We start from the raw sequence: 15665 nt of genomic DNA, 5'->3' as shown, positions 1-15665 counted from the left end.
GGAACGACGATGGACCTGATTGCTCTTGCTGACTTTAACCTGGTTGCCCGCCATGGAGGGTTCGGGAGAGCTGCGCGGGCCACCGGCCGGCCTAAGGCGACCCTGTCGCGGCGCGTAACCGAGCTAGAGGCTTCCCTGTCACTACGTTTGTTCGAACGTGGCGCGCGTAACCTCAAGCTTACCGAGGAAGGGCGGGCTCTTTACGAGCGAACAGCCGCGCTGCTGACCGAAGTGGACGAAACGGCGGCAGCGATTGCTTCGGGCGCTGAGACGCCGCGCGGCCGATTGCGGATCAGTGCGCCGCTTCTTCTGTCGCAAACTGCCATGGGCAAGATTGCCGCGGGCTTTGCCTTAAGACATCCGGAGGTGCGGTTGGAGATCACCGCGGAAGACCGGCCCGTCGACATGATCGAGGAGGGATATGACTTGGTGATCCGGGTTAATCCAGATCCGGACGAAACTCTTGTCGGTCGAGCTTTCCTGCGTGACCGGCTGGTCGTTGTGGCGAGCCCTGATCTTACCCGCCCTCGCGGCGAACTACCGGCCCCGGCCGTCGTGCGTGGATCCAGCAGTCCTGAGACCTGGAACTTCATGACGTCTAAGGGCCCTGAAAAGATAAGGATCGAACCGGTCCTCTCGCTGTCGTCCCTCATTATGGTTCGGGATGCTGTGCGAGCCGGCGTTGGCGCTGCACGTCTGCCGATCTCGCTGGTAGACCACGATCTGGCAGACGGGACTTTGCAACATTGGGGAGATGTCGAGGGTTCGGAGATCGCTCTATGGGCGCTTTATCCATCGCGGCGACTGCTCAGCGCCCGTGTCTCGGCATTCCTGGAATACTTGAAGCAGATTTTTCCCAACGCAACCCCCGATGAACTGGCAGCCTACATTAGTAAGTGACAACCTGGCCAGCCTGCTCCACACAGTGAAACTGCTCTCGTCGCTGGCAAGGAAGAGGGCTGCCGCTGCCACCTGATCAGGTCTGCCCACACGGCCGAGAGGAATCATGTTGGCAAGCGCATCTCGAATTAGGCCGCCGCGAACCTCAAGCGCTCATGAGCACCGACACCGATCTCGAGCCAAGCCAAATCATTGCCTACTTTGTCCGTCGCTGGCAAATCGAGATGACCTTCGCAGAGACACGCGCTCATCTGGGTGTGGAGACGCAGCGCCAGTGGAGAGGTAACGCTATCCTTCGCACGACACCTTCGCTCCTCGCTATTTATAGTCTCGTGACGTTGTGGGCGGGCGACGTCCTCGGCCAAAACATGGGCCTTTATGCCGCCGGATAGGACAGGAAAACCGAGCTGACATTCACGGATGCGATGGGTGCAGTGCGCCTCGATTTATGGAGCGACGATGCTGCAGCAGCAGCTTGATGCCGGCCTGTGGCCTACGGAGCTGATGGGCGGCAAGATCGGAGAAACGCCGCTCCATGGTCAGCGAGCGGCCGAGCTTGCGCAGGAGATTGTTGAGTGGGTGCACAAGCGGGGTGAGATCCCGCAGCAACGTCCTGGTGGCGATAATCGATAGATCGTCCGACGTCTTTGTCCTGATCTGCGAAACCAGTCCCCTGATACTTCCAAGGCCGTTTTTGATCGCAAGCCCAGATGATGATGGCGATGACTGGCAAGAGAACGAGAGGCGGAAAGGCGAGATTGAGGGGGATATTCTCGACAAGACCTTGTCTGAGATCGATCTTTTCGGTGACCTCAATCGTGACCGTTTATTTGGGATCGACAGCGAATAGATCCGCCAGAGCTCGCCGTGAAAGGTCTCGGAGAAGCCCGCCGCAAAGCGCGTGACCTGGGGGGAAGGCGTTGCTGCATGCAAATGCAAGCGCTGCCCCTTTCCTGGCCCGAAACGAATGCGCATCGGCGTAATCGTCGGCATCCTCGTTGAAACGACGTGAGATGTGTATCCTTAAGGCTGCATCTTCCACTTCCCAACCGAACTTCCAAGCATCGTGCCTGATCGCGCGGTCTCCAACCAAATCGGGATCTGACTTAGCTAGCTGCTGTGGACGAACATAGGGATTGTCATGCATGGGTAGGCCTAACAACCGAGCTCTCCCACCCACCTCCTGTAGGTCAATCAATTCATCAATCGTCAAACGTGCCCCCAAGATTGCGAGGCAACTAACTCAAATGCAGTCGATTTCAAGGTGCACGACTATAAGTTTCTCGCCTGGCAACGGTTGTAGGTCAACGCCGCCACGGTTGCGGTAGCGACCGGTTCTGTACGCCAGCGGACGAGGGCTATTGCTGCTTCTCTATAATCATTCTTAACTGAAGCGTGCCCTTATACCATTATCAGTCTAGGGGGCAGTGCATGTCGTTTGTTTTTCGTTGGGTTTTTCTGGTGGTTGTTTTCTTTTCCGGTCCAGCCCAGGCTGCCAGCGATGACTGGGTTGTCGTTAAGACCACAAGTCAGGTTAAGGTAACGGTCGATCAATCGACCTGGTCCGACGTCCATGTTGGAGATGTAGTTCCAAACAAGGCATGGCTATCGACTGGGCCTCGCGGGCGACTGCAGCTTACGCGAGGCGTCGAAGCAATCTCATTGCAACCAGACACACTCGCTTCCATCACAACGTCTGGCTTCTTCGCCCGCAAGACTGAGATCCTTCAGCAGGTTGGTTCGATTGACCTCGAGATCGAAAGGAGAAGCCAGCCTCATACGACTGTTCAGACGCCGTTTCTCGCCGCCGTCGTGAAGGGGACCATCTTTCACGTGACGGTCGGCAGGACCAAGGCATCCGTTTCAGTGGATCGGGGACTGGTTGAAGTTACCTCATTTGCGAGCGGACAGCGGTCCAACATCGGTCCCCGTCAGAAAGCGGCTGTTGATCGCAAGCAAGGAATGACAGTGTCGGGCCAAGTAGAACCATCCATTATTAGTGTTCCGCGTTCGGCTGCGCGCATTCCTGCAATCGGGCAAGTGAAGCCGAGCGGAGGACCGGTAACCGCCGGCCGCGCTTCCGCAGGTAAAGGAGCGTCTGATAGCAAAAGCAGCAACGCAAGTGGAGAAGGTAGCAGTAATGGAAACGCTGGCGGTTCCGGCGGCAACACCAGTGGAAATGGCAACAGCGGCCACAACGGTGGTGGAAACGGCGAAGGAAATAACGGGAATGGAAACGGCAACGGTGGCGCAGGCGGGAACGGCAGCGGCGGCGGCAATGGTAACGGTGGTAACGGCAACAGTGGTGGTGGAAATGGAAACGGAAATAACGGGAACGGCAATGGTAATGGGGGGGCAACCGGAAACGGAAACAGTGGAAATGGTAACGGCGGCAGGGGCAACAACAAGTGATTGCCAAATCCAAGGCTCTCTGGAGGTCGCTAGGCGGTAGATCTGGGTCTGTTGTTCTTCGACTTGCCCTAATTGCCAGCATGATAGCATTGCCGTTGGTCGCGCCCGGTATGTTTGTGGTGCAGAATTGGAACGACAACTTCGTCGCGAAGCGATTTCAAATGGCTCCCCGCAGTGCCACCGGGACGCTCGCGTTCATAGCCATCGATAAAAAGAGCTTGGACGCTATAGGTATCTGGCCTTGGCCACGTGGCGTATACGCCGAGCTGATCGACCGGATTTCCGCTGCTGGTGCTGGTGACATTTTCATCGACGTCGACTTCAGCACACCTTCACAGAAGTCTGAGGATGATAAGCTTGCCGCAGGTCTCGACCGAGCTGGTGGAAGTGTCCTTCTCCCAATTTTTCGCCAGCAAGTCACAGCTAAGGGTTTTAAAACCACTATCACCAAGCCGATTGGCTTGCTGGCCGAGAAGTCATGGCCAGTGTTCGCAAATGTTGCATTGGATCTGGATGGCAATGTTCGTCGCTTCTCGCTTGGAGAGGAATCTGATGCCGTCTCCACGCAATCCGCTGCGGCTTCTTTGGCGAAATCAGACAGGCATACCGGGACGTCTTTGATTGATTTTTCAATACGTCCGGATACCGTTCCGACGTTCTCTTTGTCTGACGTGCTCAACGGTCATGTGGGCGCCGATGCGCTGAGAGGGAGATCGATTGTTGTTGGAGCCTCGGCCACTGAACTGAAGGACATCTTCCCCGTTCCAATTTATAGCGTGTTGGCTGGTCCAATGATCCATGTTCTTGCAGCCGAAACCTTGTTGCAGAATAGGGACCTTCGCACCTTCAACCAACTACCCCTTGAGTTGTTTTTTTCCGCGGTGCTGATTGTGGTCGCTCTGACCTGGCGCTCGATCGGCATCGCAAGCTTGGCAATTCTTACGGGATCTTTGGGGTTGCTGATCGAAATCGTCGCGTTTCTTCTTCAGAAGGAGTTCGGTTTCATCATTGGAACCGCCGTCCCGTGGTTGATCCTGTCGCTTTCTTTTCTGATGTTTCTCAATGAACGGCTTGATTTCGGGCAAATGCTCCTTGTCGTCGCAAACGTCGAGAGGAAAAATACCCGCCGGTTGATGGAACGGATCATTCAAGACAGTTCCGACGGTGTCATTGCGTTCGACGGTCGTCTCAAAATTATCGAAGCGAGCCAGTCTGCCAAGCAGCTATTCAATACAAAGGTCGGTAACGATCTTTTCAACCATGCCGATCCTACAGTTGTCGAAGCCGTGCAGGTGCTCATCGCGAAACATTGCGCCGACCCTTCGAAAATTCATTCGACGACCATGGAGTTCTCGACGCAGGTCGGTGCGAGGACCGTTCATCTCGAGGTCGTCACAACGATCTCACCGAACGAGCGAACTGACGCTACTCAACATGATGACGGTTTTGCTGGCTGCCTCATTTTAAGAGACGTGACAGCTCGTCGACTATATCATGAACGGCTGCGATACCTAGCCGAACACGATGAGCTCACTGGGCTTCTCAATCGTCGCGAGTTCGCAGCCCGCCTTGATGTGTCCAAGGAGGCCCGCCAAATCGCGGTGCTTGACGTCGAGCGATTTTCTGGCGTCTGCGCGACCCTCGGTCGGGATACCGGCGACGACGTGCTGAGGGCTATAGCCACCCACCTGCGTTCAGAGTTGGGCGAGATCCTCATTGCCAGATTGGCAGGAGATATTTTCGCAGTCGCTTTGAGTTCCCCGGACCTTCAAGAGGCGGAACGTGTCGCTTCTAGGCTTCTTGATCTGTTTACGGATCCAATCGCCGTCGGGTTCACCTCGGTACCTGTCGGTATTCGGGTTGGTATTGCGCAGAACGCCGATGCCAGTGCTGAAAGCCGCGTCAGGGAGGCCGAGTCCGCACTGGATTTGGTACGCTCTGTGCCTGGCCGCCAGTGGGCGCAATATGATCCCGCTTCGGCCGTTCGCCAAGCGCGAGCGCGGCGTCTGGAAGCTGACATGCGAGAGGCGCTCGTACAAAGCCAATTCTTCTTGCTGTACCAGCCACAAATCGAACTCGCCAGTGGCCGGCTGATCGGCGCTGAGGCTCTTATCAGGTGGCAGCATCCGGAATTCGGTCTTATCTCGCCTCTCGAATTCATCCCGATCGCGGAGTCCACCGGGCTTATATGCGAAATGGGGCGCTGGACACTGATGGAAGCATGCACAGAGGCAGCCAATTGGCCAGGCGACATCTCGGTGGCAGTCAACGTGTCTCCTATTCAGTTCGCAAGGTCCGACGTTGAGGCGAGTGTTCAGGAAGCAATAGCCGCTTCCGGTTTGGCCGCGTCGCGTCTCTGCCTCGAGTTGACCGAGTCCACATTTTTGGAGCAAGGCGGACCAACTATCGAGAAAATGCGCAGATTGAGAGGTGTGGGAATTTCCATAGCACTTGACGATTTCGGCACGGGCTACTCGTCAATGAGTTACCTGGCTTCGCTTCCTTTGGATAAGCTGAAAATCGACCAGTCTTTCGTTCGGGTCATGAACGCCGATGGTGGTGCTCTGGAAATTGTCAAAGCTGTTGTTTCGCTGGCGCATGGGCTGAAGCTCGCCGTCGTCGCGGAGGGGATCGAGGGCAAGTCTGAAGTCGAAACCCTGCAATGGCTCGGATGCGAAACGGGGCAAGGCTATCTCTTTGGGAAGCCACAGGCGGCGCAGGAGCTCTTTGAGCGTACCACCGCACTTCTGGCAGTTGGAACGTGACCTCGTAATGGAGTTGCGATCAATCACTATAAGTACATTTCTTTTTCGCCATCATTACTTCCAGCGCCACCTACGTGGCTGCGCCATCGGAGCCTGCAGCAATTACAGCCGTTTGTCCGGCGCTGCCGCCGCCGGCAAAGGTTGTTACTTATGTTCGCGAAGCGCCGGCTCCGGCAGCGCCTGTCGTCGTGCAGGAAAAGGTCGTCGTCGGTCATGCCTTGCCAGAGACTGTCGTGGTCACGCCGGTTCCCGAGAACCCGAGATATGGCTACGCGATCGTCAACAACGAGCGGGTTATTATCGAACCTTCGGCCCGCAAGGTGATCCATGTCATCAATTGATCGAGCCCGGTTGGCGGCCCGGCAACTGCCCGTGCCGCCTGACCCGATTGGACCGCCGCCGCCGAGTTGCGGCGGGCGAACATCCACGGCCTCGCAAGCGCTGCGTTTGGAATAGCCACGGTCGTGGGCACGGTTACGGTCGCATCGGCCATGGCCTCCATCGGCATGGCGGAGACCACGGAGCAGGACTTGCGCGATCTGAGGGATCCCGATCTCTGGAGTTGGCTCCCGAGGCCGATATCGCCATTCTGGACGTGCGCCTCGCCGATGGGCTGACAGGGCCGGAGATCGCAAGGCAGCTGGTCGAGCGTTTCAACATTGGTGAACGCGAACTGCAGCCGCGCCCAGCATTTCGGCTTCGAGACCAAGGAAGGTCATGATGACTTCATTGTTGATGACCTCAAACTTGATGCCGCCACCTCTGTTCCGGAAACGACATCGTGACTTCACATCTCGGTCCATTAGATCACAACGTTGGGTGATGAATGTTCAGGCCAACCATACCCGGCGCCTGGCAGGGCTGACCTCAAGAGGACGTGGCGCCCCCGCTCCGGTAGAAGATATAGCCGGCGACGATGAATATGAGCGCCCCGAACAAGCGGTTGAGGACGTTCTTGTAGGCGCTCAGCCGCGTCGCGACCATCATGCCAAGCAGGCCGCCAACAACGCCTCCACCGATGAACTCGGCTGCTAGCCACCAGTCCACCAGCCCGGACGCTGCATAGTTCAGCGCGGTTGCCAGGCCGAACGCGCCGACTGAGAGGAGCGACGTGCCGATCGCGTTAATCATCGGCATGCCGGTGGCAAGCATCAGACCTGGGACGATCAGGAACCCCCCGCCGATCCCGAAGAAGCCGGAAGCCGCTCCGCGGCAAGCGCCACGGCCGCAGTGACAAGGCACATCCTGAGATCGACCGGCCGATTTTCGACTGGTGTCGGCTTCCTGGGCTTGAGCATAAGAGCGCCGACCACGACCATCAGTATGCCGAACAGGAAGATCAGCCGGTCTCCGTCCATCGCCTTTCCGAGGCTGGAGCCGGCAAGCGCGCCGAGGACGCCTAGCGCGGAGAAGACGGCTGCGCACCGCCACCAGACGTGCCCCTTGATGGCGTGGCTCGCGAAGTTGGCGAAGGCGTTCACCGAGACCGCCAGCGCGCCGGTCCCGATCGCGACATGCGGCTGGACGACGCCGACGACGTAGAGGAGGAGCGGGGTCGCCAGGATCGACCCGCCACCGCCTAGAAGGCCGAGCATGAAGCCGACGATCCCGCCGGAACCGACGGCCGCAAAGACGGAACCAGTCATGTCCTTGTGCTCCAGACCCGGTCGTAAAGGGTCATGCCGATCAGCATGGCCAAGACGAAAAGGACCGTCTGGGGGATGCCAACCGACAGGGAGGCGACAGCAGGACCGGGGCACAAGCCGCCAATCCCCCAGCCGAGACCGAAGAGCGCCGAACCAATGACAAGCGGCGCGTCGATCTTTCGGTTCGTGGGCAAATGGAAGCTGTCGTCGAAGGCCGGGTGCCGCATCCGCTTCATCACCTGCACGCCGACGAAGGCGACGGCGACGGCGCCGCCGAGGACGAAGGCAAGACTTGGATCCCAGTTGCCGAAGACGTCGAGGAAGCCCTGGACTCGAACAGGGTTCAGCATGCCGGAGAGCGACAAGCCGATGCCGAAGACGATGCCTGAGGCAACGGCGGCGCCGAATTGGTAGCTGTTTCTGCTCATAATCCAAGTCCTCGAAGAACTGCGACGGCCATCACGCCGGCCGACAGGAATGTGGCGACGGCCACCATGGATCTCGGCGACAGGCGGGCAAGCCCGAGAACGCCGTGCCCGCTGGTGCAACCAGAGCCCATGCGCGAGCCGAAGCCAACGAGCAGCCCGGCAACGATGATCAGCGGCCAGGTTGCGGTGATCTCGACGATCGGCCACCCGCCGAATGCCAGCAGGTACGCCAACGGCCCGATCAGGAGGCCAAGCACGAAGGCGAGATTGGTAGTCAGTCCGACGCCTTGCGCCAGACGCCCGACGATGCCGCTAATGCCGGCAATCCGGCCGTTCAAAAGCAGGAGCATGGCCGCGGATGCGCCAATCAGCATGCCGCCTGCCAAAGACTGGAGATAGGGGGTCATGTCTCTTCCTCCGCACAGAAGATATCGTAGAGGGCGCCGACGAGCCGGGCCGCCTTCTCTTCCGTCAGGCGGTAGAATATCTGCTTTCCCTCCCGCCGGGTTTCGACAATGCCCGAGTTCCGCAGCACCGTCAGATATTGAGAAAGATGCGGCTGATGGAAGTCGAGTTTTTCCTCGAGTTCGCTGACCGAGAACTCGCCCTCGACCAGCGTGCACACGATCATCAGCCGCGCCTGGTGGGACAACGTCTTCAGGAGATCGGCAACCTCTCCGGCCCGGCCTGCCATCTCGGCAAGGGAGAGGCCTGCCTTCGCTACAGCTTTCGATACGGGACTCATTCCCATGCGGCTCCCTGCAATGCGTCGAGCGGAAACTTGAGGTAGCGCTTGCCATTGGCTTCAGGCTCCGGCAAACGTCCGCCGCGAATATTCACCTGCAGGGCGTGCAGGATCAGCTTCGGCATCGGCAGCGTCTTGTCACGTTTCGTCCGCAGCGCGACGAACTGGTCTTCGCTCACGCCAGCAAGATGCCCGTTGGACTTCTTCTGCGCGGCGACAGTGCTCTCCCAGCGCGGAGCACGGCCGCCTCGCTGGTAGTCGTGTCCGGTGAAGATGCGGGTCTCGTCCGGCAGGGTGAGGATGTCCTGGATCGACGTCCAAAGGATGCGGGCGTCGCCACCCGGAAAGTCGGCGCGCGCCGTGCCGCTGTCGGGCATGAACAGCGTGTCATGGACGAAGGCCGCGTCGCCGACCACATAGGTAATCGAGGCAAGCGTATGGCCTGGCGAGAACATCACCTTGGCGTCTATGCAGCCGACCTTGAATGTCTCGCCGTGAGCGAAGAGCCGGTCCCATTGCGAGCCGTCGGTGACGAGCTCTGGCCAGTTGTAGATCCCCTTCCACAGCCGCTGCACATCCACGACGCGTTCGCCGATCGCGGTTCTGGCACCGGTCTGCTCCTTCAGATACTGGGCCGCGGAGAAATGGTCGGCATGCGGGTGGGTGTCGAGGATCCACTCGACCGTCAGATCATTCTCCCTGATATAGTCGAGGATCGCGTCGGCATTGATGGTCGCTGTGGCTCCGGCCTTTTCGTCGAAATCCAGCACCGGATCGATGATGGCGCACTTGCCGGTATCGGGATCGGACACGACATACTGGACGCTCCAGGTGCGCTTGTCGAAGAAGCCCTTCACTTGCGGGCGGCGTGCCGCGTGCTGCTTGAGCCAGGCCGCGGCGGCGCTCGTGTCGAAGCCGTGGGCACGGCCGAACTCGATGACGTCTTCGGCAGCCATCCGCCCGTGCAGAACCTCGCCGATCAGATACAGGCTGAGGGATCTCGTGCCGGACTTGCAATGGGCGAACACCCGGCCGTCGGACGCGTCGAGCGCCTTCTGGAACGATCGCACGTCCGCTTCGGTAATGGTGCCGAGCGTGACGGGAACGAAGAAATAGGAGAGGCCGCAATGTTCGGCCGCCTGGCGTTCGGCCTCCGTTCCCGGCTGGGCGGCGTCCTCGGCGTCAGGACGGTTGTTGATAAGCGTCGCAAATCCCTGGTCACGCAGGGACCTGATATCGTCGACGCTCGGCTGTGGCGAGACCGAGAGCTTCTCGCAAATCTTGATGACAGGCATGGCTGGCTCCGTAGTCTGATACAATATACAGTTTAATATAACGTATAATGTTTATGTTTCAAGTCCGCTCTATGGGCAGATTGTCGCAGCGGACTGCGGGGCTGCCGCTTCGGTGCATGGCGTGCGCCGAACGAAAGACAGCCGAGACGTCACGACCTGTCGCTGATAAGAAAAGGACGTTAGGGCAGAAAGCAAAGGGGGAGAAAATTTGGACTTCATGAAACCGCCGAAGTCGCTCGAACAGCTGCTCTATGAGCTGGTGTCCTGGGTGCTGTTTTATCCGATCACCATGTCGCGCTCTGTCGTGCATGGCCGGGAAGGCGCTGACGGCTGTTATCAGGGAGGCTTACATGCAGGGCATCTCCGGTGGGGATGCGGATAAAAACTTGGACTGATCTAGACGCTGAGGCCAAGACTATCTGCGATAGATGGGACTGAGTGATCCCAATGATAATTTGATGCACTTTTCATTGTACCATCGGATGTAGGCATCAACCTCGCGGACAAACTGCTCGATCGTGATGGTTCTCCAGTCGCCAGGATAAAACAGTTCCGTTTTTCCCGGTTGATCAGGTTCTCCGGCGCAGGACTAACTTCTTCCATATGCGAGCCAAAACGCAGTCGCCGCGGTCTGGCGACGACCAAACTCTCCTGTTTCATCAATCGCTGCACAACCTTTTCCGAGATTGTCACGCTCTGCCTTGCCAGTGACGCCTGCAGTCTGCGATAGCCGTAGCAGCGATGGTTGCTTTCGAAGATTCTGTCAGGCTGCGGCGGATGGCGTCGGGTGTGCGGTCATTGCGTTATTCCATTATAAGTGGATGGCAATTTTACTTGAGATTGGCCAGGAATATTCTGGCTTGTTGCCGTAGCTCGTTCTGAACCGCCCTATCCATCCGGTCCCAGGTGGCATAGGGCTGCGCCAGCCGGCGGTTTGACCGTAACTTGCCGCGATGGCGCGCGAGGAAATCCCAATAGAGTGCGTTGAATGGACAGGCATCCTCGCCAATGCGCTTTTTGGGGTCGAAGCGGCAGGTCCCGCAATAGTTGGACATCCGGTTGATGTAGTTTCCACTTGCCGCATAGGGCTTAGTCCCGAGAAATCCACCGTCGGCAAACTGGCTCATGCCGACGACATTCGGCAGCTCGACCCATTCATAGGCATCGGCGTAAACTCCGAGATACCAGCGATGCACGGCCTTTGGATCGATCCCAGCAAGCAGCGCGAAATTGCCGGTGATCATCAAACGCTGGATATGGTGGGCGTAGGCATTCTCGATCGTCTCGTTGATGACCGTCGCCAGGCAGTTCATGTCGGTTTTGCCGGACCAGTAGAAGGAGGGTAGGGGACTTTCGTTGTCGAAGAAATTGCTCTCTGCGTAGCCTGGCCCTGCATGCCAGTAGACGCCTCGCATATATTCGCGCCAGCCGATGATCTGGCGTATGAAGCCCTCGACGGCGTTGAGCGGCGCGGCTCCGTCGAAATAGGCTCGCTCTGCGGCGCGACAGACGGCAAACGCGTCGAGGAAGCCGATATTGATGTAGAAGGACAGGAGCGAGTGATTGAGGAATGGATCATCCTGCAACATCGCGTCCTGCGTTTCGCCGAAGTTGGCCAGGAAATCGGCGATAAAACCGTCCAGAACCTCTTTTGCTTCCGCCCGTGTGACGGCAAAACCAAAGCGCTCAAGCTTGCCGAAATTGTCCGGAAACAGCTTCGCAACGGTCGCGAGGACCTCGGTCGTGATCTCGTCGGCTTCAAAACGGCGATGGCGCGGTCGCAATAGGTCAGGCTCGGCCGACTTGCGGTTTTCCGCGTCGAAATTCCAGCGGCCACCGACCGGCGCTTCGCCTTCCATCAAGAGGCCGGTCCTGCGTCGCATGTCGCGATAGAAGAATTCCATCGTCAACGATTTCCGACCCGCAGCCCAGGTCTCGAATTCTTCGTGAGAGCAGATAAAGCGGCTGTCGGGACGAATCTCGACTGGCATGCCAAGGCTTTTTGACCACCGCTTCATCTCCTCGAGCACCCGCCATTCGCCAGGTTCGGTGACACATATCGCTTCCGGCGTCACACTCTCGATGGCTCGCTTCAGCTCGCTTGTGAAAGAGCCCCCGTTGTCGGCGTCGTCGATTTTGGTATAGCGGACCGCAAACCCTGCCTCCCGCAGCTCATCGGCGAAATGGCGCATGGCCGAAAAAATGAAGGCGATCTTCTTCTTGTGGTGGCCGACATAGGCCGCCTCGGCCATCACCTCGCACATCAGGACGACGTCCTGATTCTTGTTCGCGCCATCCAGCGACGAAATCTGCGGACAAAGCTGGTCGCCCAGGATCAATATCAGTTTTGCCAAACGCAAACTCCTCAAATCTGCAATCACTATGGTTCTCGTTCGGGACGGCCGGATGCTAAGGTCTCGATGACGATGGGTTCATGATCTTCTCTAGTGCTACGATGATTCAATCGTGGAGCGGGGATTGCTAGACAATGCGAGGGGCGTTTGGCTTACTCTTTGCTCGGCCACGCGTTTTTCGCACCAAAGTGAACGATCAGCATTGCTCGACAGCTGTGCTCGTAATGCATCAAGTATAGGCCGCGAGACGGTCCATTATATTCATTCGAGCCTCTAGCCGCGTCAGCAGAAGCACCATGCCGCTGATCTTCCTTTGGATGAAGAGTTTGTCAGGCGGCGGCAGCCCCCAGCTCGAGCGATCGGCGATGAGAGGTGCGGCCTGGTCGCGAACCGTTCCGACAAACTGTCGATCCGCAAAGTCAAATAATCCATCACGGCTTGCGTTCAAGTGACGCAGACCAGTTGTGATGACCGCGTCGAGTGCGGGGGCGTGCCTGGAAGCCTGCGCCTTTGAGACAAAGCCCATCGAAACAAGCGCTTCTCGGACAGCTTTCCTATCTCCCGCCAACCCGGCACGCAGAAGGCCACGATAGTGTTCGACGGTTTGAGCTGGTACTTGCCGTGTTGCTCCGAAATCGAGAAGCACAATCCGTCCGCTGTCTGGTTGCCATCTATAATTGGCAAAGTTCGGATCCGTCTGCATCAGACCGAATTCGAACAACTCTTTCAATACGAGATCAAAAAGAGCTTCCGTTGCACCTCTTCCTTCGGTGGCTGGGGCGCTTACCAACGTCTCGATCGGAACGCTCACCAGAAAATCCATCGGCAGGATCGTCGGGCGAAGCAGGGCTTCGATGGGTTCGGGAACGACAAAACGGCTATCTCCCGCCAGCAAATGCCCAAAACGACCCATTTGCTCTGCTTCGCGCAGATAATCCGCCTCGTCGTGGAGCTGACGCTTTGCCTCAGCCAAAAGCGGGGCCACATCGAGACCTCGTGGAAGCAGGCCTGACATCCGTAGTAGCGTGGCGACATTGTCGATATCGGCGTCGATACTAGCCGAAACTCCTGGATATTGGACTTTGACCGCGACCTGCCGCCCAGACGTGAGAACGCCGCGATGGACTTGACCGATCGATGCCGCGGCAACGGGTGTGATATCGAATTCGGCGAAATGTCGCCTCCAGTCGGCACCCCAAGCCGAATTCAGCGTCTTCTGCAACTGGCTTGATGGCATCATATGGGCCGCGTCCCGCAACTGGGAAAGTATCACGGTTAACTCAGCAGGTAACAGGTCGCCGGCATCGAGCGACAGCATCTGCCCGAGTTTCATGGCGGCCCCGCGCATCCTTGAGAGCTGATCGGTCACCCTGCGGGCATTTGTTGGGGTCAAAAGCAAGTCCGACAAATGCGGCCGGTCTCCCCGTGCCAGTCTTTCCAGGCCTTCGCCAAGGACGCCAGCGGCAATACCACCGGCAAGTTTTCCAAGGCCAGCGAGCCGAGTGAGCCGGCCCTGCGGGACGGGACGGGTACGGTCGTTCATTGAAGCATCCTCTGAAGACGGGGCCGGTGACGGAGGAAACCGAGATAGGCTGTTTCGAACAGCGGCGTGACGGGGGGCCAACCGGCGATCAGGCCAAGCGGGCGTAGCGCCGGAATGGCGCGCCACATTGCAGCAAAAGCTGCAGCACCCGACAACAGCGTGCCGGCCTCCTCCGCATGGAACCGAGCCAAAATGTCTGCTCGGTTTAAGGGGCATGCGGTCGCAGGGTCACAGGCATCGAGGAAACGGATCGCTCCACGGCGATCGAGACGTCGTATCAAAGCGATTTCGCGGCGGCACAGCGGGCAGTTGCTATCAAACCAGACGGTCACGCGTTCGGTCATACTCGGCGACCCCTCCGATTGAGAAGGCTTGGAATCTTTTCCCGAAGGTGAAAGAAACCCTTTCGATAGTGTGGCCAGGTGCGCCGATCCCAATCCCGCAGGTGCTCGGCAAGAGCTATACCTTGCGCTGCCAATTCTGTTTTTAGCTTCTCAAGCCGATCCGCTGTTGGCCCCACCGCAGCAAAGCCGGTGACGATTTGCACCCTTCCTGATGCCTTAACGTCAGACCAGGATGTTATATCAACCCAGTCTATCACCGCGGCATTGGGCCAACGAAGTCGTGCTCGCACCAGGGCGTCGCCTAGTGACAACCGGTCCGCGTCGGTTTCCCCTGGCATCACTGCAATCTCTTGAATATCCAGGGCATTGATTCCCGCCAAGGTTTCCAACGACACGACGGTCAGCAACAGGGTCGTCGGGCAAGAAGGGTCCGGTAAGGCAAACAGTCTCGGCGGCGAAGCATCGGGGATGGAAACATTGTCAAGTGGAATAAGGGCACGAGTTGCGAGACCAATGGGCGCGAACCGGCCGCCGGTCGTCGCTTGTACGCGTTCGGCATTCGCGAGGTAAGGTTTGGCACTCGTATGCAGTCCCGCGACCCAGCGCCATGACAGCGTATAGGAGGCCTGATCGCCGTCGACCAGACGCTCCAGCATGAAGTCAGCTCCAAGCTCCCACGGCAAACCGAGGGTGAAAATCCAGATCGAGGCAAACTGCATTCGCGCCCAGTTGTGGAGATATTCTGTGGCTTGCAACTCTTGCGACCACGCATCAAAGCAGTCGATCCCCGTGCGCCCGTCGCAGGCATCGGTGTAGCGGCTTGCCAAACCCCTATCGCCTTCAAGTCGTTGCTTCCCGCGCTCGACTGCCTCTTTGTAACCAGCCCAAACGCCTGGTCGTTGCTCAAGCCAGCCTTTCCAGTAGGTGCGCCAAAACACCTCGCTAATAAACTTTTCGGCGACATCCGGGCCATGCTCCGCCACGACCGCGGCAAGCAACTCCTCTTCACTGATCAGTCGACGCCGCAGTGCCGCCGATAGGCGCGAGACATGCACATGGCTGTTCGCGCCGAGATCGACGTTGCGCTTGCGCGCGTATGCCTCACCGGCCAGGGGCAAAAACCCTTCCATTCGGCTGAGTGCCGCCTCGCGTGTGAGAGGGAACGCATTTCGATCCAATTTTGAGATCCGGCAATCCAATTGAGTTCCCAGCAACTGAGATGCTCTAAATACG

At 58.3% G+C, this 15665-nt stretch carries 14 protein-coding genes and 5 pseudogenes; 6 read left to right on the top strand and 13 right to left on the bottom strand.

The genetic code is table 11. The features are described 5' to 3' along the window. Nucleotides 1-9: 9 nt before the first annotated feature. Nucleotides 10-900, top strand: a complete 891-nt coding sequence (locus P3R82_RS06560; RefSeq protein ID WP_113177810.1) for a LysR family transcriptional regulator — start codon at nt 10-12, stop codon at nt 898-900. A 27-nt stretch (nt 901-927) separates the two neighbouring features. Here P3R82_RS06560 and P3R82_RS06555 read toward each other — a convergent pair. Next, a pseudogene (locus tag P3R82_RS06555) lies at nt 928-1041 on the bottom strand (SDR family oxidoreductase); the annotation flags it as partial. A 14-nt stretch (nt 1042-1055) separates the two neighbouring features. On the opposite strand from P3R82_RS06555, the gene P3R82_RS06550 reads away from it, so the two are divergent. Continuing rightward, nucleotides 1056-1292, top strand: coding sequence for a hypothetical protein (locus P3R82_RS06550; RefSeq protein WP_283193537.1), 237 nt, complete (start codon nt 1056-1058; stop codon nt 1290-1292). A gap of 22 nt (nt 1293-1314) precedes the next feature. Here the strand turns inward: P3R82_RS06550 and P3R82_RS06545 are convergent, their stop codons facing one another. Both P3R82_RS06545 and P3R82_RS30225 read right to left on the bottom strand, forming a co-directional pair. Next, nucleotides 1315-1875, bottom strand: coding sequence for a hypothetical protein (locus P3R82_RS06545; protein ID WP_349294069.1), 561 nt, complete (start codon nt 1873-1875; stop codon nt 1315-1317). 70 nt (nt 1876-1945) lie between these two features. Beyond that, nucleotides 1946-2080, bottom strand: a pseudogene (locus tag P3R82_RS30225) (CrpP-related protein); the annotation flags it as partial. A gap of 251 nt (nt 2081-2331) precedes the next feature. Here P3R82_RS30225 and P3R82_RS06540 point away from each other — a divergent pair. From P3R82_RS06540 to P3R82_RS06525, 4 genes and pseudogenes are all read left to right on the top strand, one after another. Then, on the top strand, nt 2332-3312 hold the full coding sequence (locus P3R82_RS06540; protein ID WP_112436335.1) for a FecR domain-containing protein: 981 nt from the start codon (nt 2332-2334) through the stop codon (nt 3310-3312). Next, nucleotides 3309-6077: an EAL domain-containing protein gene (locus P3R82_RS06535; protein ID WP_112436336.1), complete on the top strand. Its 2769-nt coding sequence runs from the start codon at nt 3309-3311 to the stop codon at nt 6075-6077. Before P3R82_RS06540 ends, P3R82_RS06535 begins: the two co-directional genes overlap by 4 nt. Nucleotides 6078-6202: 125 nt before the next feature. After that, nucleotides 6203-6418 (top strand): annotated as a pseudogene (locus P3R82_RS06530) (DUF1236 domain-containing protein); the annotation flags it as partial. Between the two features lie 318 nt (nt 6419-6736). Further along, nucleotides 6737-6862 (top strand): hypothetical protein, encoded by a 126-nt coding sequence (locus tag P3R82_RS06525; protein ID WP_283193941.1) that lies wholly within the window; start codon nt 6737-6739, stop codon nt 6860-6862. Nucleotides 6863-6944: 82 nt separating this feature from the next. On the opposite strand, the pseudogene P3R82_RS06520 reads toward P3R82_RS06525, so the two are convergent. The 10 genes and pseudogenes from P3R82_RS06520 to P3R82_RS06475 all read right to left on the bottom strand — a co-directional run bounded on the left by P3R82_RS06520 (nt 6945) and on the right by P3R82_RS06475 (nt 15646). Beyond that, a pseudogene (locus P3R82_RS06520) lies at nt 6945-7723 on the bottom strand (sulfite exporter TauE/SafE family protein). Continuing rightward, nucleotides 7720-8151 carry a YeeE/YedE family protein gene (locus tag P3R82_RS06515; RefSeq protein ID WP_112436337.1) on the bottom strand — a complete coding sequence of 144 codons (432 nt, stop codon included), beginning with the start codon at nt 8149-8151 and terminating at the stop codon, nt 7720-7722. Before P3R82_RS06515 ends, P3R82_RS06520 begins: the two are co-directional and overlap by 4 nt. Next, nucleotides 8148-8558, bottom strand: a complete 411-nt coding sequence (locus P3R82_RS06510; protein ID WP_112436338.1) for a YeeE/YedE family protein — start codon at nt 8556-8558, stop codon at nt 8148-8150. Before P3R82_RS06510 ends, P3R82_RS06515 begins: the two co-directional genes overlap by 4 nt. Continuing rightward, nucleotides 8555-8902, bottom strand: coding sequence for a sulfite-sensing transcriptional repressor BigR (gene bigR, locus P3R82_RS06505; RefSeq protein WP_111564772.1), 348 nt, complete (start codon nt 8900-8902; stop codon nt 8555-8557). Before bigR ends, P3R82_RS06510 begins: the two co-directional genes overlap by 4 nt. After that, a complete protein-coding gene (blh, locus tag P3R82_RS06500) occupies nt 8893-10191 on the bottom strand; it encodes a bifunctional sulfur transferase/dioxygenase Blh (protein WP_112989606.1) in 1299 nt (432 codons plus the stop codon). The genes bigR and blh overlap by 10 nt, the downstream gene beginning before the upstream one ends. 396 nt (nt 10192-10587) lie before the next feature. Further along, nucleotides 10588-10950, bottom strand: a pseudogene (locus tag P3R82_RS06495) (IS3 family transposase); the annotation flags it as partial. Nucleotides 10951-11021: 71 nt separating this feature from the next. Next, a complete protein-coding gene (locus P3R82_RS06490; protein ID WP_283193536.1) occupies nt 11022-12545 on the bottom strand; it encodes a cryptochrome/photolyase family protein in 1524 nt (507 codons plus the stop codon). Between the two features lie 229 nt (nt 12546-12774). Beyond that, complete coding sequence (locus tag P3R82_RS06485; protein ID WP_112436341.1) at nt 12775-14088, bottom strand: AarF/ABC1/UbiB kinase family protein; 1314 nt, start codon at nt 14086-14088, stop codon at nt 12775-12777. Continuing rightward, nucleotides 14085-14432, bottom strand: coding sequence for a DUF393 domain-containing protein (locus P3R82_RS06480; protein ID WP_112436342.1), 348 nt, complete (start codon nt 14430-14432; stop codon nt 14085-14087). The genes P3R82_RS06485 and P3R82_RS06480 overlap by 4 nt, the downstream gene beginning before the upstream one ends. Next, nucleotides 14429-15646 carry an FAD-binding domain-containing protein gene (locus P3R82_RS06475; protein WP_283193535.1) on the bottom strand — a complete coding sequence of 406 codons (1218 nt, stop codon included), beginning with the start codon at nt 15644-15646 and terminating at the stop codon, nt 14429-14431. The genes P3R82_RS06480 and P3R82_RS06475 overlap by 4 nt, the downstream gene beginning before the upstream one ends. Nucleotides 15647-15665 lie beyond the last annotated feature (19 nt).

The organism is Rhizobium sp. AN80A, assembly GCF_030053015.1.
In the GTDB taxonomy this organism is placed as follows: Bacteria; Pseudomonadota; Alphaproteobacteria; order Rhizobiales; family Rhizobiaceae; genus Rhizobium; species Rhizobium metallidurans.
This window is presented reverse-complemented; position numbering and strand designations above follow the sequence as displayed.

Bases quoted from the DNA above. Each gene is read 5' to 3' on its own strand.
- P3R82_RS06560 (WP_113177810.1), top strand. From the start codon at position 10: ATGGACCTGATTGCTCTTGCTGACTTTAACCTGGTTGCCCGCCATGGA.
- P3R82_RS06550 (WP_283193537.1), top strand. From the start codon at position 1,056: ATGAGCACCGACACCGATCTCGAGCCAAGCCAAATCATTGCCTACTTT.
- P3R82_RS06545 (WP_349294069.1), bottom strand. From the start codon at position 1,875: ATGCGCATTCGTTTCGGGCCAGGAAAGGGGCAGCGCTTGCATTTGCAT.
- P3R82_RS06540 (WP_112436335.1), top strand. From the start codon at position 2,332: ATGTCGTTTGTTTTTCGTTGGGTTTTTCTGGTGGTTGTTTTCTTTTCC.
- P3R82_RS06515 (WP_112436337.1), bottom strand. From the start codon at position 8,151: ATGAGCAGAAACAGCTACCAATTCGGCGCCGCCGTTGCCTCAGGCATC.
- P3R82_RS06510 (WP_112436338.1), bottom strand. From the start codon at position 8,558: ATGACCCCCTATCTCCAGTCTTTGGCAGGCGGCATGCTGATTGGCGCA.
- bigR (WP_111564772.1), bottom strand. From the start codon at position 8,902: ATGGGAATGAGTCCCGTATCGAAAGCTGTAGCGAAGGCAGGCCTCTCC.
- blh (WP_112989606.1), bottom strand. From the start codon at position 10,191: ATGCCTGTCATCAAGATTTGCGAGAAGCTCTCGGTCTCGCCACAGCCG.
- P3R82_RS06485 (WP_112436341.1), bottom strand. From the start codon at position 14,088: ATGAACGACCGTACCCGTCCCGTCCCGCAGGGCCGGCTCACTCGGCTC.
- P3R82_RS06480 (WP_112436342.1), bottom strand. From the start codon at position 14,432: ATGACCGAACGCGTGACCGTCTGGTTTGATAGCAACTGCCCGCTGTGC.